This window comes from Ensifer sp. WSM1721, assembly GCF_000513895.2.
Classification (GTDB): domain Bacteria; phylum Pseudomonadota; class Alphaproteobacteria; order Rhizobiales; family Rhizobiaceae; genus Sinorhizobium.
On sequence record NZ_CP165785.1, the window covers coordinates 166,550 to 189,274 of the forward strand.

Sequence of the window (22,725 nt, forward strand, 5' to 3'; positions counted from 1 at the left end):
AACATGCCCCTCGCCATCGCTGAACCATCCTCAACTCCTGACCATTCCGCGGCCAGTACGCGGGACACGCGGATTCGGTCCATAGCAGCGACCATCCTCGAGGCTCCTACCGTTCGCCGGCACAAGCTTTCGAACACGGAGATCGCCCATCAGGGATTTGTTCTCGTGCGGGTTCTGCTTGAGAACGGTGTGACGGGCATCGGCGAGGCTTCTACGCTCGGCGGGCCGCGTTGGGCCGAGGAGAGTGTTGAGTCAATACAGGCGGTCATCGAGAAATATCTCGCCCCCGCCCTCGCCGATCAGAATGCCATGCTGTTCGAGGCCAATGCCGTGCGCATGTCAAAGGCGGCCACGCGCAATTTCGCTGCAAAGGCGGCCGTCGAGTCGGCACTATTTGATGCCGTCGGCCGCACGCTCGGCCTGCCCGCCAGTGCCTTGCTCGGCGGGCAGGTCCGCGACAGAATCGGCGTGATCTGGGCGCTCGCCTCGGGCGACGCCGAACAGGAGCTGGAGGAAGCGCGCGAGAAGCTTCGTCTGCGTCAGCACAAGGACTTCAAGATCAAACTCGGCTTCAACGCGCCGGATGCCGACGTGAGGCGCCTGCAACATTTGCGCGCTGGCTTGGGCGACGACGTGAGGCTGATCGTCGACGTCAATCAAGCGTGGACGGAAGCACTATGCATCAGGCTCTTTCCCGCGCTCGAGGAACTCGGCGTGGCACTGATCGAGCAACCGGTTCCGGCATCCCAACGCGACGCCATGGCGCGCGTCGCTTCGCGGACCCGTATCCCGCTCCTCATCGACGAGGCGGCCTTCACCAACACGGAACTGGCGAGTGTCGCCTCGCGCGCCTGCGGAAGCGTTTATTCCCTCAAGCTGGTGAAAAGCGGCGGGCTTCTTGAGCTCAAGCGAGCGGCCGGCATCGCGCAGGCATTCGGTATCGAGCTTTATGGCGGGTGCCTGCTGGAAAGCAGCATCGGCGCAGCAGCGCACATGGCTGTGTTTTCGACGCTCCCCAAGCTCGAATGGGGAAGCGAGCACTTCGGGCCACGTATTCTCGTGGACGACCTGGTCGCGGCGCCGCTGGTCTTCGAGGAGTTCGAGATCCATGTACCGAGCGGCCCTGGGCTCGGCATGATCCTCGACGAAGATAAGGTGCGCTTTATGGCGCGGAAGGCAGGAAGCAAATGACGCCTGGAACGCCGCACACTGTACATCGCTCCAAACTCGATCACATGGCGGAGAGACTCGACGCGACGCCTCATCTCCTGCGCCTCGGGCGCCTGTTCAATGAAACGGTGCTGATCGAGATCGACCAGGATGAGTTTTACCTCACCTTCGAGAAGGGCCGCGTCGCAGAGATCAAAGAAGGTCCAAGCAAGAAACTGCCCTGGCGCTTCGCGCTCAGGGCCAAAGGTGAGGCGCTGGACAAATTCTGGCATCCGATACCGGAGCCCGGCTTCCATGACATTTTCGGTCTTGTGAAATATGGGCATGGCCGCATCGACGGAGATATTCTGACGCTCGTGAAAAACCTGCGCTACTTCAAGGAATTCATGGCATTGGGACGGCGGGAGGAAAGCCAATGACATCGTCGATCGAGCCGATCACCGGCCGATATATCCGCCTGACCGTCGATGGCACACCATTGCGGGTCTACTTCGAAGAAGCCGGCCGAGGCCGTCCGGTGGTCTGCCTGCATACGGCCGGGGCCGATACGCGCCAATGGCGGTTCATTCTCAACGACGAGGTTTTCACCAGTTCGCACCGCTTCCTGGCATTCGACATGCCCTGGCACGGCAAGTCTTTGCCGCCGCAAGGATTCGAGACTGCGGAATACCTTCTGACCACCGGAACCTACATCGAAACAGTGCTCTCGTTTTGCAACGCGCTGGGCCTGGAGAAGCCGCTGCTCGCGGGGTGCTCAATGGGGGGTCGGATCGCTCTGCAACTGGCAGCGCTGCATCCCGATCGTTTTGCCGGCTTCATCGCCGTCGAGGCGTCCGATTTCCAGCCGGCGTGGTATGACATTGATTGGTTTCATCGTCCCGACGCCCATGGCGGCGAGATGGGCGCCGCCCTAGTGTCGGCCAATATTGCGCCTCAGGCGCCCCCCGTCGAACGCTGGAACACCCAGTGGATGTTCATGCAATCGGGGCCAGGGGTGTTCCGCGGCGATCTCAGTTTCTACACGAAGGATGACAGCCTCGTCGGCAGGCTGGGAATGATCGACACGAGACAGACGCCGGTGCATATCATGTGCGGCGAATACGACATGACCTGCACACCCGAGGACGCCCGTCGGACCGCGGAGGCCATTGACGGCGCCACCCTTGCCATCATGAAGGATCTTGGACATTTTCCGATGAGCGAGAACCCCGCCGCCTTCCGGTCCTATTTTCAGGAGGCGCTGGAGCTTATGAGACACTCCCATGCGGAGCTAACTCATGCCTGACGGACGATGATGGACTTCAAACGGCTGAGCTATTTTCTGGCGGTGGCGGAAGAGCTGCATTTCGGAAGGGCGTCCGCGCGGCTCGGCATTGCCCAACCTCCGCTCAGTCGCCAGATAGCTCAGTTCGAAAAGGAGATCGGGGCAATCCTGTTCGATCGCAGCCGCAGCCAGATCAGGCTCACCCAAGCGGGCGAACTGCTTCAGGAACGGGCAAGAGAAATATTGGAGCGCGTTGACCAGACGGAGCGCGAGGTGAAACGCATCGGCGAAGGGGTTGCAGGTCGTCTGCGGATCGCCTTCGTCGGCACCGCCACGTTCGGAGTCCTGCCCAACATCATCAAGGCATTTCGAGTTGCCAATCCGGACATCGAGTTGGCACTGTCTGCCATGAACAACGCTGAGCTGAAGCGCGCCCTGATCCAGAGGGAGATCGATATTGCTGCTGCGCGTCCGGCCATCGAGGATTCGGAGCTGAAAGCCGAGACGTTGATCCAGGAGCCGCTGGTCCTTGCGCTGCCAGACGTATACGCCGACTTCCAAGGTCCGATGAAGCTCGAAGAACTGCGAGAAACGCCGTTCGTGCTTTTCCCGCGCCGACCGAGGCCGAGCTACGCGGACTACGTCCTCGACGTCTGCAAGCGGAACGGCTTCATCCCTGCTTCACAGGTTATGGCTCAGGACTTTTTGACCGCTATCAGTCTCGTCTCGGTCGGCGTGGGTGTGTGTGTCGTGCCCCAGTCGGTCGCCCTCAACGAGCGGACCGGGGTCGTCTACCGGAATTTTGAAGGGTTCAATCCGGGCACCAAACTCTCGCTAAACTATCGACGCGACAACCGCTCGCCACACCTGTTCCGGTTTCTGGCGCTCGCGCGGAAATTGGCCCGCATGTAATTCCAGATTGCTGGTGTTCCACTCGGAGCGACGATTGGAACACCAGCGTCCAAACTTCCACAACAGGGTGCACTGCAGACGTTCATCGCCCTCGAGGGGACTTCCGCTCACCACCCCACCTGTGCCGCCGACGGCGACACCTGGAAGGACCGGATTGGGCTCAATCGAGCCGTTCGTCGTGTCCGACGCCAATGACAGCAACGGGGTCGAAACCGGCATTTCGGCTCCGGTCGCAAGCTTAGCCATTACTTCAAGCGCAGTACCATGACCAGCTCGTCGTTCTCGGTGCCGTGGCCCAGGAAGCCGTTTGGAATGCGGCCAACTTCTACGAAACCGTGGCGTTCATAGAAGCGTATCGCTGCTGAATTCTCTGCACTGACCGCGAGCTCCAGCTGCAGAACGCCGCAGTCTCGTGCATGCTCTGCAACTTCGTGCAAAAGGGTTGCAGCAAGCCCGGTTCCGCGTTCGCTTTTCCGCACATAGACACTGACAAGTCTCGCGCGATGGGTCATTTTTCTAGCACGCTCCAACCTGAGCGCCATCATGCCGACGGGCTGCCCACTTAGGAACGCAACAAACACCGGCTGAGCCAGATGTTGGCGCCATTCGCGGGCAGAGAGATGGACCCAATCACCAAAGACACTCGCAAACGAAATCGGTTCGTGTGACAGCGCCTCCAGACGTATGCGGCGAAACACGTCTACGTCCTTGACCGATAGGCGCCGGATCACCGCTCCTCTTTCAATCACACGTCGATCTCCAGCACGCGCTTCTATGCCGGGCATCTGATCGGATGCACGTAGACGCTCCAGCATTGAAGCGCTCGGCATCCGTTTTCACGGACGAGACCACTGCCATTCGACCGCCCCCGAGTTGATGAACCCGTTGGCGATGTGCTTCGACAGCTCCGCCCAGATCGGATCCCGGGTGAAACTTCCGAGATCACCGCTCGACTGCACCAAAGGCATCTCCGCGTATTCTGAAAGGGGCCTCGGGGCCTCGCCGAAAAGCTCCTGGAAGGGATAGCCGCCCGCAGGCTTCAAGACACGATGCCCCCAGAGCGCGGGTCGATCGTCCCCACGCAGCTCGGTCAAGAGATCGAAATTACCCGATTGCTCAAGGCCAACCGCGGTTAGATAGCGCATAAGCGGGTAGTAGATTGTCTGGCGACATCCCCCAAGTGCCCTCACGCCGGGCAGGATGGATGTCACCAGGAACACTGTATAGAGGCTGGGCACGATCGCTCGTTGCCGAAGCGCCGCTGCGATACTGTTCGGCCGGAACTTCACTTCGAAACTGGACGGGGCAGCAGCCCTGAGGGCGTTGTCCTGGAGGCGGAGCGGAACAATCCTACCCTTTTCCATGCGCCAGAACAGATCGGTCGTTCTGCGTACCCAACCCTGCCAGGGTCCAACGTTCAGGCGATCCATGGCGTGCAGGATGCTCTCGGCAGCCTTTCCGTCTCCGATGAAACCAGCCGACATCCAGGATCCCGCGTCGTCGAGATGATCGGCGACCAGGTCTGCGATGTCGAAATCGTCGAGCTGAAGTAGCTTGATGGGGGAGGGGAGCTTGCCGTGCCAGAGGGTTTGATTGGCCGCCCTGATTGCGTCGACCGCAGAAGCAAATTCATCAGACGGCAGTTCGGCGAGGAGAAGGGCGGCCGCGTCATTCGGTGCTGGATCGCCTTTGGCATTGGAGAAAGCGAAACGATAGGGACCATTCAGAGCGCAGATGCTGAATGAATCCATCCGGCTCCGGGGTAAGCCAAAGACGTTGAGGGGCTCGCCTTCAAGCCAGAGCCATCCGGGACCCTTCTTTGCCTTTTCCGCGAAACTGACCGTTGAGGCGTGATACGTGATGTACCATTCGCGGCTATTGGCGTTCAGGCCCAACAGGCTGAACAGATGCGTGTAGAACGCATCCGGTTCGATCAGCAGCAGGCAATGCGGACCGGTCTGCAGCACCGGCGATGCCACCAACTGAAGGCTGGCGCTTCGAGCTTCCTCAGGCTTGTAACCGGACCTGCGCGCCGCTCGTTCGATGCAACCGCGGAGCAGCTCCATTGCATGACGGCGCGCGCAACACTTGGCGTGGAAGTTTTCAACGTCGTGGGCAAACGAAGCGTAATCTCGAAGCGGACGCTCCCAATAGGAGGTAAGATGCGGCATCAATGCAGACAACGCGCGTTGCACCTCGGCTGCGCTGCAATGCTTGTTTGCTATGGGTGGTGCCGTCATTTCACGATGCCAGACGCCTTGGCGCGAGCAGCGTCATGGTATTCGCGCCGCGCCACTTCAAATCAGGGGCCAACGCCTCTACCTCGGTATCGACGATCGCGGCTGGCAAACGTTCGTAGCAATAGCCTGGTGGAATTGCCGGCTTCACCATCAGCGAAATCAGTTCCAACACGGAAGCCCGGGAGTTGGATGACACGATCGTGTAGAAGTTCCCGCTGTTCCAGGTTAGCACCGAGTATCGGAAAAACGCCCCCAGAGCGGCTACCGTAGTCGCCAGATCGACTTGAAGATCTGTCATCGTGTTGAGAACTTCATCCTTTTTCTTGGATATGTGGCCTGTCGAGAAGAACCGGGACTTGAAAAGCTCGTCCTTTTGCCGCTCTCGCTGCTCATAGATGTCGCGGTCTTCATGTGCGAGCTTCTGCACCTGCACGAGAAGACCGCCAGGCCGTATGCGAGGAACGACGAACTCCAGCTGCTTTAGCCGATCGCGGTCGTACATCTGAAACGTCGTGTCCTCAAATAGCACGTCAAATCCGCCTCGAAATGGGAGAAGATCGTCGTCGGTCGCGTATCGGTCGTCGTCCAACTCAAAGAACGGGCCGTGGAAGAAGTGCGCGTGCTCGCTTCCCCGGTTCGCAAAGAATGATGCCCGGTTGGCTGCCGTTGGGCTGCAGCAGAGCGCCGCGATGCGACCATTGCCAAGCGTGGCAAGCGTGCGCGCAAGGCAACCAGTGCCCGTGCCCAGAGTGTATATTGTCGTTGGGGAGGCGCTGCGCGTCCAGGTCCTCAGGCCGAAGGAAAGTATCGCAGCACCCAGGCGGCACTCCTCTTCGAGCCTGTAGGGAATGCTGGCAAAGTAATGGCTGTCAAAATGGCCCCAAAGACGCCGATGTGTATCCGCGAAAACTGCGCCCTCGAGGTCGAAGTCGAGCAGGCTCATGTCGAGTTGCGGTTCGGCAAGGTCCGGTGCTCCACCTTCTCCGCTTGCGGTCCTTTCGAAGAACGCTGCGAACGATGTAAGCCTGGGAGCGTTTCGCCAGTGTTCAATCGTCAGTCGATCCACCATAGCCATCTCCCAAATACCATCGGCGGAGGCGCGCTTCATCTCAGCTCTCATCGAGATGTTTGGGCTGCGCCAGCATCCCCCGTGTGTGACTTTGTGAGTGCCATGTGTGGACCCTGGCGAGGGGGCAGCCAATCTACCGAATTCGGTAGATTGATGTTGTTGGGAAAGCCCAACGGAGACTCGAAGCTGCGATCGAGCGCGGTCAGACCTTGATCAATTCGAGGAAGCTCGCCTTGGCAACGGCGTGATGACTTGTTGCGGCACCCAATTTGAGCCTTGCCGATCGCAGGTACAACTTCACGGAATTTTCAGAGATGCCCAGGTCCGCTGCTATCTGTTTGGCAATCCGACCTGTCGCAAGTAATTGAAGACATTGGCCTTCGCGCCTGGAGAGGTCTCTATAGCGGCCGACCTCTCGAAGGCCGGTGGTAGAAAACACCGTCTCATGAAGATAGTGTGACAGGATCTGCAGCTCGTGAATGCTCGAAGCGCGTAGCCGCGACCAATCGCGCTTGGGTAGGTTCGAGGTCACGGAAAAGAGACAGCGTTCGCCTTTTGGACCTCGGATAGGGATCGTGAGGCCATTCGGACCGATGTCGTAGGAACGCGCTTCTTTAAATACACGGGAGGCCCGTGCTGACCGCCGATCGAGAGAGGACCAATCCACCGGCATGAAACCCCACCGAACGACGTCAATCACCGGGTCTATGTCGAAATAGCGCTTGTCGACGTAGATCTCTGCCCATGCTTCTGGATAGGTCGTGCAGTAATAGGGGTATGAGTCTGACCTGCCTCCGCTGCAAACCACGAGGAATGTCATGTGCGACAAGCCGTATCGCACGCAAAGTTCGTCCAGTGCAGGGAGAAGCTCCTCCCGATGCTTCGCTGCCTGCAGCGTTCTGAGCGACCGTGACAGTCGACGGTGATCGAATATGGGGAGAATGCTTCGGTTTGCTGCCATTTTGCTCTGTGGTTCGACCGTCACTCTTCAGATCGGAGAACCGGATCCTATCGGCAGCGTTTCGCCAGCGAAATTGTAGGAAATACAAGCGGCCAACCGGGGAAGGAATGCACAAGCCGGTGAGGCTGGGATCGCTCGTATCGCCAGTGGCCTCGGCGTTATGTGTCGTAGAAAATTTCGTCATGTAATCGTTGACATTCGCGCGATATGCCGTTTGTATACGTTAACATTGTTCTTCTTGGAGCGTTTTGAAGCGGCTTATCTTGCTGAGATGCGGCACTTTGTCGAAGCTGTTGCCAGTGGCCAGAAGCCACAGCCAGATGCGCAGGATGGCCTTCGTGCACAGCTCATCGCAGATGCAGCGACCCAGTCTTGGCGTGAAGGTCGCTCGATCAAGATAGGGAACTAGGTGCCCTCTCTCATTAGGTTCAGCATTACAAAATAGGTTACGCCATGAAAGTTGCGATCATAGGACTGGGTAAGGTTGCCGAGCTTCACGTCGAGGCAATTCGGGAACTCGGCCAACACCGTTTCGTCGGTGGATGGTCTCGAGCTGCCGCTAAAGCGGCGGGTTTCTGCGAACGCTTTGGTGGAACAGCCTACTCAACGTTGGAAGAACTCCTAAACGATCAAGAAGTCGATGCCGTGCTGGTGGCCACTGGCTCGGACTCGCACTTTGAATATGCAAAGCGTTCGCTGACGGCGGGGAAACATGTTCTTCTTGAAAAGCCACTTTCGCCGATCGCGTCGCAAATTCGAGAGCTTGCCAAGATTGCAAAAGCGCATAATCGCACTTGTATGCCGTCGCATAACTATGTCTACGCAGAGAGCATGAGACGGTTGAACGCGCATATCAAGTCTGGAAGGCTTGGGCAAATCGTAAACTTTTGGGCAATCTACAATAAACGACACGACGCGTCGACTGGTGGACCCGATCTCACGATGCGTGAACTCATGGTGCATCATGCTTACTGCATGCTGTACTTCTTGGGGCGCCCATCTCACGTATATGCAACCGGCACAAACGTGCATTTCACCGACCAGGCCGCCGATGACCAATTGATGATTACAGCGGAGTATCCAGACGGCAAAATTGCGAATCTCTGGGGTAGCTTCTCTGCTGATGATCGAAGCCGTGAGCCCTGGTCTTGTTATTTCAAGGTTATAGGTATGAAGGGTAGCGGTGTCATCCCTTGGGATGTCACCAAATTCGATGGTGCCCCAATACCATTCTGGGACGACGGCACCTACTGGGACAGTTTCGTCCAGGTTCAAAGTTATTTTCTCAATGACTGCCTGACGGGCCAGCTGGCGCCGCTTTCGACCCTTGAAGATGCATATGATGCCGCGGTGATTCTGGATGCAGCGCGTCAGTCTTTAGCGGAGAAGCGGCGTGTAGAGATCGACTATTCGTGAGGCTAGATTCGTTGGTCCAGGCGCGTGTTCGCGTCTGAGTCCGCAAAATGTTCCTCCCGGAGAGCGCGGAGCGGGTGTGAGGTCTCAGATTTCAACTGTCTGCTCCGCGCCGACCTTTTGCCTCAACAGTGGCTTTTCGCGGAGTTTTGGCACCGAGCCATTTGCCGTGCGAAGAAATTCTCCCCGTCAGATTTGTGTTCTTGAAGGGACACGCATGAGAATAGGTACTCCGAAAGAAACCTCCGCGGGCGAAGCGCGTAGCGATAACTCCGGAAAGCGCGTTGCAGCTACAACAGCTTGGTCATGCGTGTTTCGTTGAGGCTGGTGCGGGCGCGGGGGCGGGAGTTTCGGACGACGCCTATCGGGCGGTCGGCGTGGCGGTGGTCGAGGGGGCCGCGGCGCTGTTTGCCGAGACGGATGTGATCGTCAAGGTCCGCCCGAAGCTGCTGAAGTCGAAGGTCTTTCCTCCGGCAAGACACTAATCTCGTTCTTCTATCCGGCCCAGAATAAGGAGCTTCTCGAGCTTGTCCGGGCGAAAGGCGTGAATATCATTGCCATGGACATGGTGCCGCGCATTTCTCGCGCCCAGAAGATGGATGCACTGTCCTCCATGGCCACATCGCGGGCTACCGCGCGATGATCGAGGCGGGCAACAATTTCGGTCGCTTCTTCACCGGCCAGGTAACGGCTGCCGGCAAGGTCCCGCCGGATGGCCGGTTGCCGGATCCCTTATCCGAGATGCGTCGGGCGGGTGACGACCGTTACTCGACCCGACTGATCAGATAGTCGGCTTTCGTATTCGAAGGTCGGGCAGCAAGGAGGCATGGGAGTCTGCCGATCATCGCGGTCCTTTTGTGACGGGCGCGGCACAGACGAAGCGTTCGTCGTTGCGCAGGTAAAATGTGCGGAGGAATTAAATCTCCACTGGATCACATGATCCAATTGACATGGATTGGGATCATACTGTTTACTGGCACTAGTCAAGATCGGACTAGAGGGGGGAGATGAAGCTCGGTCCGGGGCGCAACGGCGATGTTGTGGGAGCAGTTATTGCCTAGCGCACCAAGGCTGCAGCAGGGAGCGGGAGTTGTCCCGGGCGGATCGACGCGCGCGACCTGCTGGTTCCAGCCGCATGCTCAAAGTCGCGCGTGGAAAAGGCTGCTGGGCCGTCGATAGGGATGGACGGCTCCTCCTGGACCGCACCAACAACTACTTCTGGCTCATACACGGCCATGCCCTTGGCCCCGTTCTCGACGCCGCGTCGGCTTGACGCGGACTAGGCGATCCTCGGCAATGCTGGCGCGCTTGGAAGGGCCGTCCAGACTGCGTCGAATACAGAATTACAAGAAGACTACGAAGCAAAGACGGCCTGTCAGAGGTCGGCAGGGTACGGCAAACTTGTGTTGTTGAACCATAATCAAAGGGGAACTAAAGGATGACAAAGATAGTTTCACAGTCCATCAAGCGTCGCTCCTTCCTTAAAGCTGGCAGTGCTTTCGCCGCAAGTACGCTATTTGCCCCATCTATTATAGGTCGAGCGGCGGCGGCGGAGACGATCACTCTCCTTACTTGGGAGACCTATCAGGAACCAGAGTGGGTAAAGGAGTGGGAAGCAGCTAATGAAGGCGTCAAGCTTAAACCGGTAATCATTTCTTCCCTTGACGAAGTATTTGCACAACTCCAATCCGGGGCCATAAAGCCGGACGTTATTTATTCAGAGGCTTCTACAGCCGGACGTCTCAAGAAAGCCGGCCAAATCGAAGCTTTCGATATCGCAAAAGTTCCGCACATTGCGAACGTCCTCCCAGCGCTAAACTGGAAGGATCCGCTGAGCGTGGATGGGGTTCTGATGGGCATCCCCCTGCACTGGGGCACGCAGCCGCTCATGTATAACGCCGATACGCTTAAGGAGCCCCCGATGACCTGGGCGGCGCTTTGGGATAAATCCTATCAGGGCAAGGTCAGCACCTTCGACGACGCCACCGTTAACATCCCGATGGTCGCGTTATACGTGGGGGCGAAAGATCCGTTCAATCTGACCGAGGAGGAGTTCACCCGCGTCACCGACGCGTTGCGGGAGCTTCGCTCGCAGGTGCGGGTGATCACGCGCGGCTTCGATGACGCTACCAACCTCTACGCGTCGGGCGAGGCGGTCATCGGTTATTGCCATCTTGTCTCGGTTGTCAATTCGCTCAAAAAGAAGAAACTCAATTTCGCATACACCTTGCCCAAGGAAGGCACGCCGTCCTGGATCGAAGGTACATACGTAACCCCGCAGGGTCAGCGCGACATCGTCTATAAATTCCTCAACGACACCATGTCGCTGGAATGGCAGGCGAGATTCATGGAGTTCTCGGGGAGCAATGGCATTCTGACGTCGGAGGGAGCTCGCAAAGCCGGACTTTCCGAGGAATTTCTTCAGACCACCAACATCCTTGATGCGGATAGCCCGGCTCTCAAGGAAAACCTCGTTTTCTTCAAGGAGCCGGAGGATGTAGAGCGTCGGATCCAGATCTGGAATGATTTCTTAGCCGGCACACTTTGATATCGGCTCGAAATTAGCTCTGGAGACTGGCCATGGGAACACTCGAAACCGGCCCGGTACTTTCACTTGCAGGGGTGTCGAAAACTTACGAGGGCGCAGAAAAACCGGCGCTCGACAAGGTATCTTTCTCGGTGAAGCCTGGAGAGTTTTTTTCGATACTTGGGCCAAGTGGATCAGGCAAAACTACGATCCTGAGAACCGTCGCCGGTTTCGAAAGGCCGGACAAGGGCGAAATAGTCATGGGTGGCGACGTGGTGAATGCTGTCCCCGCCTTCAAACGGGACGTGCGCACGGTATTCCAGAGCTATGCCTTGTTCCCGCACCTCACGGTGCGGGAAAATGTCGAATATCCTCTCCGCATGCGAGGCGAGCCGAAGGCGAGCCGCCACAAGAAGGCGGAAGAAGCCTTGGCGCTCGTCGAATTGTCTGCATTTTCGGTGAGACTTCCGCACCAGCTTTCCGGGGGCCAGCGTCAACGTGCCGCCTTGGCTCGATCCATCGTCTCGCGGCCAAAGCTTCTGCTGCTCGACGAGCCGCTTGCCGCACTCGATCTGCGGCTGCGCCAGCAAATGCAGCACACGTTGGTAGCCCTCCAGAAGGAGCTCGGCATAGCCTTCATGTATGTCACGCATGACCAGGGCGAAGCGCTGTCCATGTCGGATCGCGTCGTGGTTCTGCACGAGGGCAAGATCGCCCAGCTTGCCACGCCGCGGGAGATCTACTTCGCGCCAGAGAATGAGTTTGTTTCGCGATTTGTCGGGCGCTCCAACCTTATCGCAGTGGATTTCAGGTCTGCGGGCAACAGCTTTGTCGGGACCGTCGAGGGAACTACAATACCGGGCCTCGTTTCCCAAAGAGGTGGCGTCGCGCGGATGGCGATCCGATACGAGGCGGTTCAAATCAAGCCCATCCGTGATGTGATGCCTCCGCAGGACGCGCTTCAGGGCACTGTTGATGACGTCCTTTTCCTGGGAACGAATTGTGAGGTGAATGTTCGCTGTGGAGCGGGCCTGCACGTGATCGGAACTGTGCCCACCTCGCGCGAAATGACCTTCTTCAAAGGACAACCGGTGCAGGTTGGCTTCGATCTCGAGCACACGCAGGTATTCTATGGCTGACAGCTTGGCGCCTGCGATGGATACTGCGATTGGTGCGCTGAGGAAGCGCTTCTCACTGAAGCTCAGCCTCAGCAGCATACCGGTGCTTGCTTGGCTGGTTCTGATTGTGCTCCTGCCGAACTTGCTCCTTATCGGAACGAGCTTTTTGAAGTCATCTGCGGGTGTGATGCTCTTTGAGCCCTCGCTCGCCAATTATGCGCGTATTTGGAACTCGGTAGGCTTCTGGGTTTTGCTGGGGCGCACGCTGTCGTTCAGCTTTATTGCATGTGTGGTGGCAACCGTCATCGCCTATCCGCTTGCCTTCTATGTCGGCAGGGTTGTGCGGCAGCACAAGGCGCTGTTTACAATCCTAGTCGTGATACCCCTTTGGATCAGCCTGCTCATGCGAATATTCGCATGGCGCGTGATTCTAGGCCAATCGGGCGTGTTGAACGCGTTTCTGGTTTCGAGCGGCATTTTGGACGGGCCGTCCGACGCTTTCCTCTACAGCCCGAGCTCCGTTGTCATAGTCTTTGCATATATCTCCGTGCCGTTCATCTTCATTTCGACGATGGGCGCCTTCGAGAAAATCCCTCGCGATCTCATCGAGGCATCGCAAGACTCCGGCGCTACGGCGCTTCAGACCTTCATTCACCTGATTTGGCCGCTGACACGCCGCAACCTGGCCATTGGCTTTTCGCTGGCGTTTCTTGTGACCGTCGGTGATTTCGTGACGCCGGCCATGATCGGCGGCATCGATGGCACGACACTTGGCGTCGTGGTGTCCACACAATTCGGCTTTGCCAATAATTGGCCCTATGGTTCCGCCGTTGCCGTCGCCCTCATGCTAAGCGTCGCGGTGCTGCTCGGCATCATTATCGCACTGACCCCGAGCCGCGGCGTCATGGTGGGAGGAGAGGCTGAGCACTCAACCGAGCCGTCCGCAGCTTCGAGCCGCTGGGGCCGCCGGCTCGGTGCCGTGGGCTATGCTGCCGGGATCGCTTATCTTTACGCACCGCTCGCAATCATCGTGCTGTTCTCGTTCAATGCGGCGAATTTGCAGACTTTCCCACTCGATGGCCTGACGCTGCAATGGTATCGCGAGCTTGTGCAGGACCAGTCGCTGCTGGAAGCGGCTCAACGTTCCGTCATTGTCGCTACCTGCGTCGTATCGGTATCCGTCACGGTCGGCGCGGCATTTGCCCTGATCATTCACTATGGCAGATTGAAGGGCACCCGTTTCTACGAGATGGCCTTTGCGCTTCCAATAGCAACCCCCGGCGTGGTCCTAGGTATCGAAATGGTGCTCGGTACAGAGCTCTTTGGGATTCCATCTGGCGTTACGCGCATCGTTTTCGGTCAGATGAGCTTCGTGATGCCTGTAACGCTTCTGCTGTTGCTAGTGCGACTGAGGCGTCTCGATCCGAGCCTCATGGAGGCGTCGCTGGACCTCGGAGCGAACCGCTGGCAGAGCTTTGCATATGTCCTCTTCCCGATAATCAGGGGCACCATCGTCGCCAGCGCGTTTCTTGGCCTCACTCTCTCCGCCGATGACGTCATGGTGACCCTGTTTCTCTCAGGCGGCTCGCCAACCTTGCCGATCTGGGTCTTTAACCAAATGCGGTTTGGCTTCACGCCATCCGTCAACGCAGTCTTCTCGATCCTGTTGATCGCATGCTTGCTCGTCGTCACCGTCGCACATTGGAGAGCAACTCGAAAAGCGGGAAAGGCGCCGAGCTGAAATGCAAAATCTTCAGGCATGCCGATGCTCTGACAATGCAATCAGAAGAAATTGTCAGTGGCAGGTCGAACGCTCGATGAAACTCATGCCTTGCATGTCCTCAGCACACAAACACCGGGTTTGACTTTGCAAGAGTTTCCAGCCTGTGGATTTGCAACGGAACAAGAGATGCTGGTGTTGCGAGATAAATAGTTGAAAGGAAAAGACGATGAGCGAGCCGAAGTTTCGCGTTATGCACACGATGGTGCGGGTAAAAGACCTTAACAGGTCCATCGATTTTTACACGCGTCTCCTGGGTATGGAATTGTTGCGCAAGATGGATTTCCCCGAGGGCAAGTTCACGCTCGCTTTTGTCGGCTATGGACCGGAAGACTCCCAAGCGGTCGTAGAGTTGACCCATAACTGGGATCAAGAAACCCCTTACGACCTTGGTACAGGCTATGGCCACATCGCCCTCGGCGTGAGGAATATCTATAGCATCTGTGAGGAGCTGGAAGCGAGCGGTGCTCGGATTCCGCGTCCGCCCGGGCCTATGAAGCATGGTACCACCGTGATCGCATTCGTGGAGGACCCCGACGGGTACAAGATCGAGCTCATCGACCTCGACACAATGAGCTGACGTTCGTCCGGCAAATCAGCGTTCTCGCGATCGAATATAGGCTGCGGGCGCGCAAAACGGAGACGCCTCGCGCATCCGTACGCTCGAACGTGATCGCGTCGAAATAAGTTTTGTCAAACACGGAGAGTTGAAGATGACGGTTGCAAAAGAGGCTGGGATTATCTTGATCGCCCCCCACCGCTTCCCGAACCTCAATAGGGAGCGGGCACTGGCTGAAAGCTTCGGTCGCGAGATGGTGGCGGCGGAAGATCAGGCGTCATTTCGCAGCCGGATGGCAGAGGCCGAGGTTGTGATGGTCACGCCCTATGCCAAGATGACTGCCGACGAGTTTGGGCTGTTGCGACGCTGCAAGGCAGTTGTGCGTTATGGCGTTGGCTACGATAATATTGATATTGCAGCGGCATCGCGGGTAGGGGTGCCGGTGACGATCGTTCCCGATACGGCATCCGAAGAAGTGGCGTCGCACGCCTTGGCGATGGGATTGAGTCTAGCGAGGCGGATTCCGCAGGGCCAGTCGGCTATCCGTTCGGGCGAGTGGGCAGGAGTCATTGGTCTGGATGCGCCCAAGCTATCGCGCCTCCAAGTTGGTGTAGTTGGAATGGGCCGCATTGGACGACTAGTCGCGAAATGGTGGGCTGCTATTGGTGCGAAGGTCCATGCATTCGACCCTTTGGCAACGTTCTCCGAAGTCCCCATGGCGACATTGAAACAAGTTCTGGAGGAGTCGGATGTTCTCTCTCTTCATGTGCCCCTCAGCGAGGAGACACACCACCTCATTTCGGCCGAGGTGCTGAGGCGGATGCGGCGCAACTCGGTCATAGTGAACGTGTCGCGTGGTGGACTTATCGACGAGGAAGCGTTGGCATCTGCCCTACGCTCCGGACACATCGCAGGCGCAGGGCTCGACACGTTCGCGCAGGAACCCTTGCCCGCCGCCCATCCGCTCCGCGACGCACCCAATACAGTTTTCACGCCTCACGTTGCTTGGCGCTCCAACACTTCTCTGGACGCGTTGCAAGAGCAAGCCGTTGAAAGGGCGCGGCGTGCTCTGACGGGCGAAGCGCTTCCGGATCTCGTGACTGGCTGACGGACGCTATGCTCCGTATAGACACATCGGATCATCACAATGAAACGTGGCCGTGCAGTGCTTCCTTGGTCTAGTCAGAAACTGCAAGGCCTGCATCGTTCGAGACTCCATCACGGAAGTCGCCGCAGGGAACACACTCCGAAAAACATAAGGGTTCGAATAGATGACGAATGAAAGCCGACCGACCGTGTACGACGTCGTGATCGTCGGCGCCGGCCCATCCGGGGCGGTGGCCGCAAAACGATTGGCAGAAGAAGGAATGTCCGTCATCTGTCTTGAGCAAGGCGGCTACCCCGACTACACGAAGCTTCGACACTCTGGTCTTGAGTTCGAGCTCACGAAACAGCAGTATTTTGCTGCAAATCCAAATCGACGCAAGGCGCCCTCAGACTATCCGATCAACGTCAGCGATTCAGATATTGAGCCATTGATGTGGAATGGGGTTGGCGGGAGTTCGGTTCTTTATGCTGCTGCATGGCATCGGCTGAAGCCGAGTGATTTCCGAGTGCGGACGGTTGACGGGATCGCGGACGACTGGCCTCTGAATTATGCGGAGCTTGAACCTTTTTATGCGCGGGTTGAGAACGATTTCGCGGTTTCCGGGGTAGGGGGCGATCCAGCCTATCCGCCAGGCTTCGACATCCCGCTGCCACCGTTTCCTTTAGGGGCGATGGAACGGAAATTCGCTGCGGCCCATGATCGTCTTGGCTGGCATTGGTGGCCAGGCAGCAATTCGATTGCGACTGTCAAGCACAAAGGGCTCTTGCCCTGCGTGCGACGTGGTGCATGTGTATGGGGTTGCTTCGATGGTGCGAAGGCTTCAGTCGACCGTACGCATTGGCCGACATGTATCAAGCTTGGCGTGAAACTCGTCCAGAACGCGCGAGTTTTACGCGTCGAGACAGGGTCCGACGGTCTCGCCACCGGCGTCACTTATGTGGATCGGGACACGGGCCTGGCACATTTTCAGCCCGGGCGGATCGTTATAGTTTCGGCGAACGGCCTCGGCACGCCCAGGCTGCTTTTGAATTCCGCTTCGAACGACCATCCCAACGGGTTGGCTAACTCCTCCGGCTTGGTCGGCAAGCGGCTGATGATGCACCCGTATGGGACTGTGAGCGGCCTGTTCGACGACTTCTTTGAAAATTGGCAGGGACCGTACGGTCAGCGGGCTTACTCCCTGGAATTCGCTGAAACGCGGAAGGAAACAAATTTCTACCGCGGTGCAAAATGGCAACTCATGGGGATGGGAGGTCCGCTCGCGTCTGTGGGCACTTGGCCATGGGGCAGCAACAGTGATGTGTGGGGTGAGAACTTCCATGCAACGGTGCAAAAGCGCTTCGGTCGTTCCGCATATTGGGGGATCATGGCAGAGGACCTTCCGAGCGAAGACAACATGGTCTCTCTTGACCCTGCCGTGACCGATGCTGAAGGTATGCCCGCTGTGAAAATCACATACAAGGCATCTCAAAACACAATGGATCTCTTGGACTTCAACTTGGCGCGCGCCGCTGAGTCCATGAAGGAAGCAGGCGCATATGAAGTCTCGGGGACGCCACTGATGCGGGAAACCGGTTGGCATATCCTGGGGACGGTGCGTATGGGCAACGATCCACGCACTTCCGTCGTTGACTCTTTTGGCCGGTCGCACGACGTATCAAACCTCTTCATCATGGACGGAAGCGTGATGCCAACCTCCGGCGCGGTTAATCCAACCGGCACCGTTACCGCCCTGGCGCTGCGCAATTCAGAAGCGATTATTGAAAACAGGCGCTTACAGCCGGTCAGTACGGCTGCTGAAGCGCTAAAAGTTGGACTGTAAGCCCATGACTTACAACATCGATGACTTTCAAACCCGGATCGCGTGGGTCGCGGACACCCTAATCCCTTCAGACGCCAAGTCCGGAATGCCCTCCGCTACAGAGGCCGGCGTGCCCGAACGTCTGCTGCCTCGTGCCTTGAAAGAGCGTGATGATTTGGCACCGTCTTTTTTCAGGGCATTGTCGCGCCTGCCCGAAACCCAACCAGAAGATCCCATGGACGCGATCTGCGCTTTGGGCGGCGATGACTTCCACACGATTTCCTTCCTGATCGCGGGCGCCTATTTCTTGGACGAGGAAATCAACCGAAAATTACGCTATCCGGGGCAGGAAGCTCTTCACGAGACACCGGATTACGACGAGATAATGGAAACGATCGAGCGGGTGCAATCAAGAGGACCGGTTTACGTGGACGTCCCGGACAATCCCGAATCTGTCTAGACATCCCTATACTGAGAGGGTGCTTTCGCAACCCTCACCAGACAGGCCAGCCATCGGAGCGCCAGACGAAGCTAGCGTGGCCCAACGTGTGGTAGCCGAGTCCGGGCGGGGCCGAGACCGTTAACGGTGTCAAAGGCACTGTGCGGTGCGCTATGCGAGGCACTGACGCATGCTGGACTGGCTTCGTTCAGTCTCAGCCGCTTCACAGCAATGGGCCTTGTTTGTGCAGAGCCATCGCTCGACATCACGACCAGAATTGAACTATTTTGTGGTTGGGCGTGCGGGTAGACTGATACGGTCGATACATCGCGTTGCAGTTCTGCCAAGACATCCAAAATGTTGACGCTATGCGAACTTGTGGCGCGCCTCAGCCACCGCTGTGCAGCGCCACGCCGCTCCCTGTTGCAGGCTGGAACATCTTACAACTCCCGTTGAGGGGCAGCGTCCGTTGGACGCTTGACAAAGACGGTATCGAGTTCCAGGTCGCGCCGATACCGTCGCTTGCCACACAAAGCGGGGTCCTAACCCAAACACAGGCCGTTGCTTTAGGCGAGACCGTTCCGCAGGTGAACCCTTCTGCGTGAGCTTAGTCACGGAATCTAGGTAACCCTCCACCAACATGCACACGGCACAAATCTCGTCTGGATCACATGATCCAATTGACAATGATTGGGATCATGTGTTTATTGATCTCGTCTTAAGCGGTTTTTTGGGGGGGCGAGATGACGCTGGGTCCAGCGCAAGACAGCGATGTAGCCGGGGCAAGTACCGGCAAACGATCCGAGGCGGCGTTCCTGCGGGAGCGGAAGGTTGTGCCAGGCGGGTCAATGCGCGCTGCCTCTTGGTTCCAGCCGCATCCGCCCTATGCTGCACGTGGTGAAGGGTGCTGGGTCGTCGACATTGATGGACGGCGCCTTCTTGATTGCGCGAACAACTTCTTCTCGCTAATTCACGGTCATGCTTTTGGTCCCGTTCTCGATGCCGTGCGTGAGGCGATGACCAAAGGAACGGCGTTTGGCATGCCGACCGAGAGCGAGATCCTGCTAGCCGAAGCGTTGGCTGCCAGGAGTCCGCGGATGGAGCAGACGCGTTTCTGTAATTCCGGGACCGAGGCGGTTCTGGCCGCAGTGAAAGGCGCGCGCGCATTAACCGGTCGGCATAGGATAGCAAAGTTCGAGGGCTGTTATCACGGCGCCTACGATTGGGTTGAGGTCAGTCTCGATCCAGCGCCTGCCAATTGGGACGATGAGAACGGTAACCCCGCATCGGTTCGCTGCAATGCCGGAACACCGGACTCCGTGCTGCGCGAGACGGTCGTTCTTCCGTACGACGATCCTCAGCGCTGCGCCGACATCCTGCGACGCGAAGGTCGCTCGCTGGCCGCGGTCATCGTCGATCCTCACGCCTCGCGGGCCGGCACTGTGCCGATGACGAAGGAAACTGCCACCGTTGTGCAGGCGGCCTGCCGTCGGGACGGAATCATGCTGATCGCCGACGAGGTAATCAGCTTTCGGCTCTCGTTTGAAGGTGCTTCGCCGCTCTTTGGCCTCGAACCGGATCTGGTGACAACGGCCAAGATCATTGGCGGCGGATTGCCCATCGGCGCGGTTTCCGGACCAGCCGATCGCATGTCGGTCTTCGACCATTCTACTGGGAAGCCCAAGGTGTCGATGGGTGGGACATTCAGCGCCAATCCGCTCAGCATGGCGGCGGGCTTGGCCTCGCTTGCACACTATTGCCAATCGGCTGTAGATCGAATGAACGGACTCGGCGACAGACTTCGGCAGGAGGTTCGCAACGGGTTCGCCAAGGCCGGTGTGGCTGCGACCGTGACGGGAATGGGGTCATTGTTCCGGCTTCACTTGGGTCCAGATGAAGTGACTGGCTACCGAAGCGCGTTTGCGAATGCCGAAAAGGCGAAGCTAACTCGCCGGATCCACTTGGCAATGTTGAATGAAAGCATCCTCCTTACGCCCAACTGCTCAGGGGCGCTTTCCACTCCCATGACCGGAGCTGAGGTTCTTTCGATTGCGGACAAACTCGTACACGTCGTCGAAAGAGAGCTTAGCGCTCGCCAGGGCGTAGCAGGCTAGAGGTGGAGAGTGTCGCTAAAACGTTGATGAGTTTGACGCATATAGCAAAGACAAACCAGGGATGAGTGGACGGCCAATGTTAGTTACACCTTACCGAGTGGGAGTTGATATCGGCGGCACTTTTACCGACCTGGTCATGGTCGATGCCAGAGGCGCCGTACGCGCGTTCAAAGCGCCTTCGGTGCCGTCCGATCCGACGGAGGGTGTGCTATCCGCAGTACGACTGGCGGCCGACTCGTTGGGAATTGATGTCCAGTCGTTCCTCTCCAATACCGAACTATTTGTGCACGGTTCGACCATTGCTACGAACACGCTGCTCGAAAAGAAGGGCGCGAAGGTCGGGCTTCTCGTCACGGAAGGCTTCCGAGACTCGCTGGAGATCAGGAGATCCATCCGCGAGAATGTGTGGGATCATCGACGGCCGTTTCCACAGGTACTGGTTCCCCGTTACTTGCGCCTACCGGTGACTGAGCGAATCGAGCACGATGGCACAGTGCGGATCCCTTTCAATCCGGATTCCGTTGCCGCGGCGGCGCGCGTTTTTGCAGAGGAAGGTGTCGAGGCAGTCGCGATCTGCCTACTGCATTCCTATGCCAACCCAGCACACGAGAGCGCAGCGAAGGCCGAGCTTAAGAGACATCTTCCCGATATCTGGGTCACCGCTTCGTCGGACATCGCGCCGACAATCGGCGAGTACGAGAGAACGTCCACGACAGTTGTCAACGCCTATGTCTCGCGACGGGTCGTCCCCTATCTCGAGAGCCTGGCTTGGCGGCTCGCAGCGTTAGGACTGCCGCGCAAGCTCTTGATGATCCAATCAAACGGCGGAGCGATCTCGATTGACGAAATCGGCCATGCGCCCGCGAGCCTCGTTCTCTCGGGGCCTGCAGCCGGCGTCGGTTCGCTGAAGTTCTTTGGCCAGGATACCGGATCGGATCACCTGATCTCGATCGAGGTTGGCGGAACGAGCTGCGACGTCACACTGATGCAGGACGGCATGGTCTCCATGACCGACCAGATTGTGGTTGACGGTTACCACCTCAATATTCCGGCCGTCGACATCCACACGGTTGGGGCGGGCGGCGGGACCATTGCATCGGTAGATCGTGCGGGCCTTCTGGCTGCCGGGCCGGAAGGCGCGGGCTCCACGCCCGGACCTGCATGCTACGGACGCGGCGGCGAGCGACCGACTGTAACCGACGCGCAGCTGGCGCTCGGCCGGCTCAAGCCGGGTCCTTATGCGGGCGGCGTGATCACATTGAGCTTGGAAAGAGCCGTCGAGGCGATCGAGACCCACGTTGCAAAACCACTCGGTCTCAGTGTCACTGACGCGGCTGCCGGCATCATCCAGCTCGTCGAGCAGAACATCCTTCATGCTGTGGAGCGGGCCTCCCTGGAAAAAGGCTACAATCCGAGGATGTTCACGCTCGTTGCGGCCGGCGGAGCCGGCCCGTTGCACGGCCCTTCGACGGCTCGGCTGCTCGGTAGCTCGAGCCTTTATGTTCCGCGGCTTGCGGGCGTATTCTGCGCATTCGGCATGTGCAATTCTGACCTTCGCCACGACTACGTACGAAGCTGGCTCAAAGATCTCGACAGTCAGGCGGACTCGAGACCAGATCGCCTCGAAGGCGCGTTCGAAGAGATGCAGGCGGAAGCGATTGAAGTTCTGGCCCGCGAAGGTTTCACCGGAAGCAAGGCGCTTTTAAAGCGGGCCTACGATCTGCGTTATTTCGGCCAGCAATGGACCGTCGCTGTTGAAAGTTCTTCGACCAACCCAGCGTCGATACGGGCAGCATTCGAGCAGGCCTATCAACGCCTTTTTGGTTACGTACAGCCCTCGGGCGCTATCGAGGTCGTCAATCTGCGACTGGCCGCGATCGGCAAGCTGGATGCTTTGGAGGTCGCGAAGATTCCCGGCGACGTGAGGGACCCCGTTGCTCAGTCGCGGCGCCCGGTTTGGATCAACAAAGAAGTGGGTTTTGTCGATACTCCCGTCTACGACGGGACAGTCCTTACTCCACGTCAGCAGTTGATCGGCCCGGCCATTATCGAAGAAGCGACCACGACACTCATTATCGGCGTGGGCGACAAGCTGACGATGACCGATGCTGGCAACTATCATATCGACATTGCGCATGGCGAGGCGGCATGAAGATGCGAGCCATTCTTTGGAGTTCTTTGGAAAGGCGGCACCGGTGCCGCGATGGCAGTCAAATGTCGGGCCGGACAAGCCGCTTTATGCAGGGGGGT

The 22,725-nt window shown here is 58.1% G+C and carries 19 protein-coding genes and 1 pseudogene; 16 read left to right on the plus strand and 4 right to left on the minus strand.

What is annotated here, in order from left to right; genetic code table 11:
* Nucleotides 1-3 precede the first annotated feature (3 nt).
* Genes M728_RS29055 through M728_RS29070 form a run of 4 tightly spaced genes read left to right on the plus strand, consistent with a single transcriptional unit; the run spans nucleotide 4 to nucleotide 3,346 of the window.
* Entirely contained in the window at nucleotides 4-1,191 is a 1,188-nt protein-coding gene (locus M728_RS29055; RefSeq protein WP_026622468.1) for a muconate/chloromuconate family cycloisomerase, read from the plus strand.
* A 44-nt stretch (nucleotides 1,192-1,235) separates the two neighbouring features.
* Nucleotides 1,236-1,589: a hypothetical protein gene (locus M728_RS29060; protein WP_034884291.1), complete on the plus strand. Its 354-nt coding sequence runs from the start codon at nucleotides 1,236-1,238 to the stop codon at nucleotides 1,587-1,589.
* Entirely contained in the window at nucleotides 1,586-2,455 is an 870-nt protein-coding gene (locus M728_RS29065) for an alpha/beta fold hydrolase (protein ID WP_026622470.1), read from the plus strand. The genes M728_RS29060 and M728_RS29065 overlap by 4 nt, the downstream gene beginning before the upstream one ends.
* A 9-nt stretch (nucleotides 2,456-2,464) precedes the next feature.
* Nucleotides 2,465-3,346: a LysR family transcriptional regulator gene (locus M728_RS29070; RefSeq protein ID WP_026622471.1), complete on the plus strand. Its 882-nt coding sequence runs from the start codon at nucleotides 2,465-2,467 to the stop codon at nucleotides 3,344-3,346.
* A 245-nt stretch (nucleotides 3,347-3,591) separates the two neighbouring features.
* Here the strand turns inward: M728_RS29070 and M728_RS29075 are convergent, their stop codons facing one another.
* The 4 genes from M728_RS29075 to M728_RS29090 all read right to left on the minus strand — a co-directional run bounded on the left by M728_RS29075 (nucleotide 3,592) and on the right by M728_RS29090 (nucleotide 7,589).
* On the minus strand, nucleotides 3,592-4,131 hold the full coding sequence (locus M728_RS29075) for a GNAT family N-acetyltransferase (protein WP_051441006.1): 540 nt from the start codon (nucleotides 4,129-4,131) through the stop codon (nucleotides 3,592-3,594).
* Nucleotides 4,132-4,182: 51 nt separating this feature from the next.
* Nucleotides 4,183-5,412 (minus strand): hypothetical protein, encoded by a 1,230-nt coding sequence (locus M728_RS29080; RefSeq protein WP_034884292.1) that lies wholly within the window; start codon nucleotides 5,410-5,412, stop codon nucleotides 4,183-4,185.
* A 175-nt stretch (nucleotides 5,413-5,587) separates the two neighbouring features.
* The gene (locus tag M728_RS29085; protein WP_026622474.1) at nucleotides 5,588-6,655 is read right to left on the minus strand and encodes a class I SAM-dependent methyltransferase; all 1,068 of its coding nucleotides are present in this window, start codon (nucleotides 6,653-6,655) and stop codon (nucleotides 5,588-5,590) included.
* A 202-nt stretch (nucleotides 6,656-6,857) separates the two neighbouring features.
* Nucleotides 6,858-7,589: a LuxR family transcriptional regulator gene (locus M728_RS29090; protein WP_026622475.1), complete on the minus strand. Its 732-nt coding sequence runs from the start codon at nucleotides 7,587-7,589 to the stop codon at nucleotides 6,858-6,860.
* 298 nt (nucleotides 7,590-7,887) lie between these two features.
* Here M728_RS29090 and M728_RS29095 point away from each other — a divergent pair, with 298 nt between their 5' ends.
* The 12 genes and pseudogenes from M728_RS29095 to M728_RS29150 all read left to right on the plus strand — a co-directional run bounded on the left by M728_RS29095 (nucleotide 7,888) and on the right by M728_RS29150 (nucleotide 22,627).
* Nucleotides 7,888-8,025, plus strand: a complete 138-nt coding sequence (locus tag M728_RS29095; RefSeq protein ID WP_245269788.1) for a Gfo/Idh/MocA family oxidoreductase — start codon at nucleotides 7,888-7,890, stop codon at nucleotides 8,023-8,025.
* Nucleotides 8,026-8,069: 44 nt separating this feature from the next.
* On the plus strand, nucleotides 8,070-9,032 hold the full coding sequence (locus M728_RS29100; RefSeq protein WP_026622476.1) for a Gfo/Idh/MocA family protein: 963 nt from the start codon (nucleotides 8,070-8,072) through the stop codon (nucleotides 9,030-9,032).
* A gap of 214 nt (nucleotides 9,033-9,246) precedes the next feature.
* Nucleotides 9,247-9,740 (plus strand): annotated as a pseudogene (locus tag M728_RS29105) (NAD(P)(+) transhydrogenase (Re/Si-specific) subunit alpha); the annotation flags it as partial.
* Nucleotides 9,741-10,467: 727 nt separating this feature from the next.
* Nucleotides 10,468-11,577: an extracellular solute-binding protein gene (locus tag M728_RS29110; RefSeq protein ID WP_026622478.1), complete on the plus strand. Its 1,110-nt coding sequence runs from the start codon at nucleotides 10,468-10,470 to the stop codon at nucleotides 11,575-11,577.
* 32 nt (nucleotides 11,578-11,609) lie between these two features.
* Nucleotides 11,610-12,695, plus strand: coding sequence for an ABC transporter ATP-binding protein (locus M728_RS29115; protein ID WP_026622479.1), 1,086 nt, complete (start codon nucleotides 11,610-11,612; stop codon nucleotides 12,693-12,695).
* Entirely contained in the window at nucleotides 12,688-14,415 is a 1,728-nt protein-coding gene (locus M728_RS29120) for an ABC transporter permease subunit (RefSeq protein WP_026622480.1), read from the plus strand. Before M728_RS29115 ends, M728_RS29120 begins: the two co-directional genes overlap by 8 nt.
* A gap of 208 nt (nucleotides 14,416-14,623) precedes the next feature.
* Nucleotides 14,624-15,034, plus strand: coding sequence for a lactoylglutathione lyase (gene gloA, locus M728_RS29125; RefSeq protein WP_026622481.1), 411 nt, complete (start codon nucleotides 14,624-14,626; stop codon nucleotides 15,032-15,034).
* 133 nt (nucleotides 15,035-15,167) lie between these two features.
* Nucleotides 15,168-16,121, plus strand: a complete 954-nt coding sequence (locus M728_RS29130) for a C-terminal binding protein (protein WP_026622482.1) — start codon at nucleotides 15,168-15,170, stop codon at nucleotides 16,119-16,121.
* Nucleotides 16,122-16,284: 163 nt separating this feature from the next.
* Nucleotides 16,285-17,943, plus strand: a complete 1,659-nt coding sequence (locus M728_RS29135) for a GMC family oxidoreductase (protein ID WP_026622483.1) — start codon at nucleotides 16,285-16,287, stop codon at nucleotides 17,941-17,943.
* Nucleotides 17,944-17,947: 4 nt separating this feature from the next.
* Entirely contained in the window at nucleotides 17,948-18,382 is a 435-nt protein-coding gene (locus M728_RS29140) for a hypothetical protein (RefSeq protein ID WP_026622484.1), read from the plus strand.
* 827 nt (nucleotides 18,383-19,209) lie between these two features.
* Nucleotides 19,210-20,475, plus strand: coding sequence for an aspartate aminotransferase family protein (locus tag M728_RS29145; protein ID WP_245269784.1), 1,266 nt, complete (start codon nucleotides 19,210-19,212; stop codon nucleotides 20,473-20,475).
* Nucleotides 20,476-20,611: 136 nt separating this feature from the next.
* Nucleotides 20,612-22,627: a hydantoinase/oxoprolinase family protein gene (locus M728_RS29150; RefSeq protein WP_370906543.1), complete on the plus strand. Its 2,016-nt coding sequence runs from the start codon at nucleotides 20,612-20,614 to the stop codon at nucleotides 22,625-22,627.
* The last annotated feature ends 98 nt before the right edge of the window (nucleotides 22,628-22,725 follow it).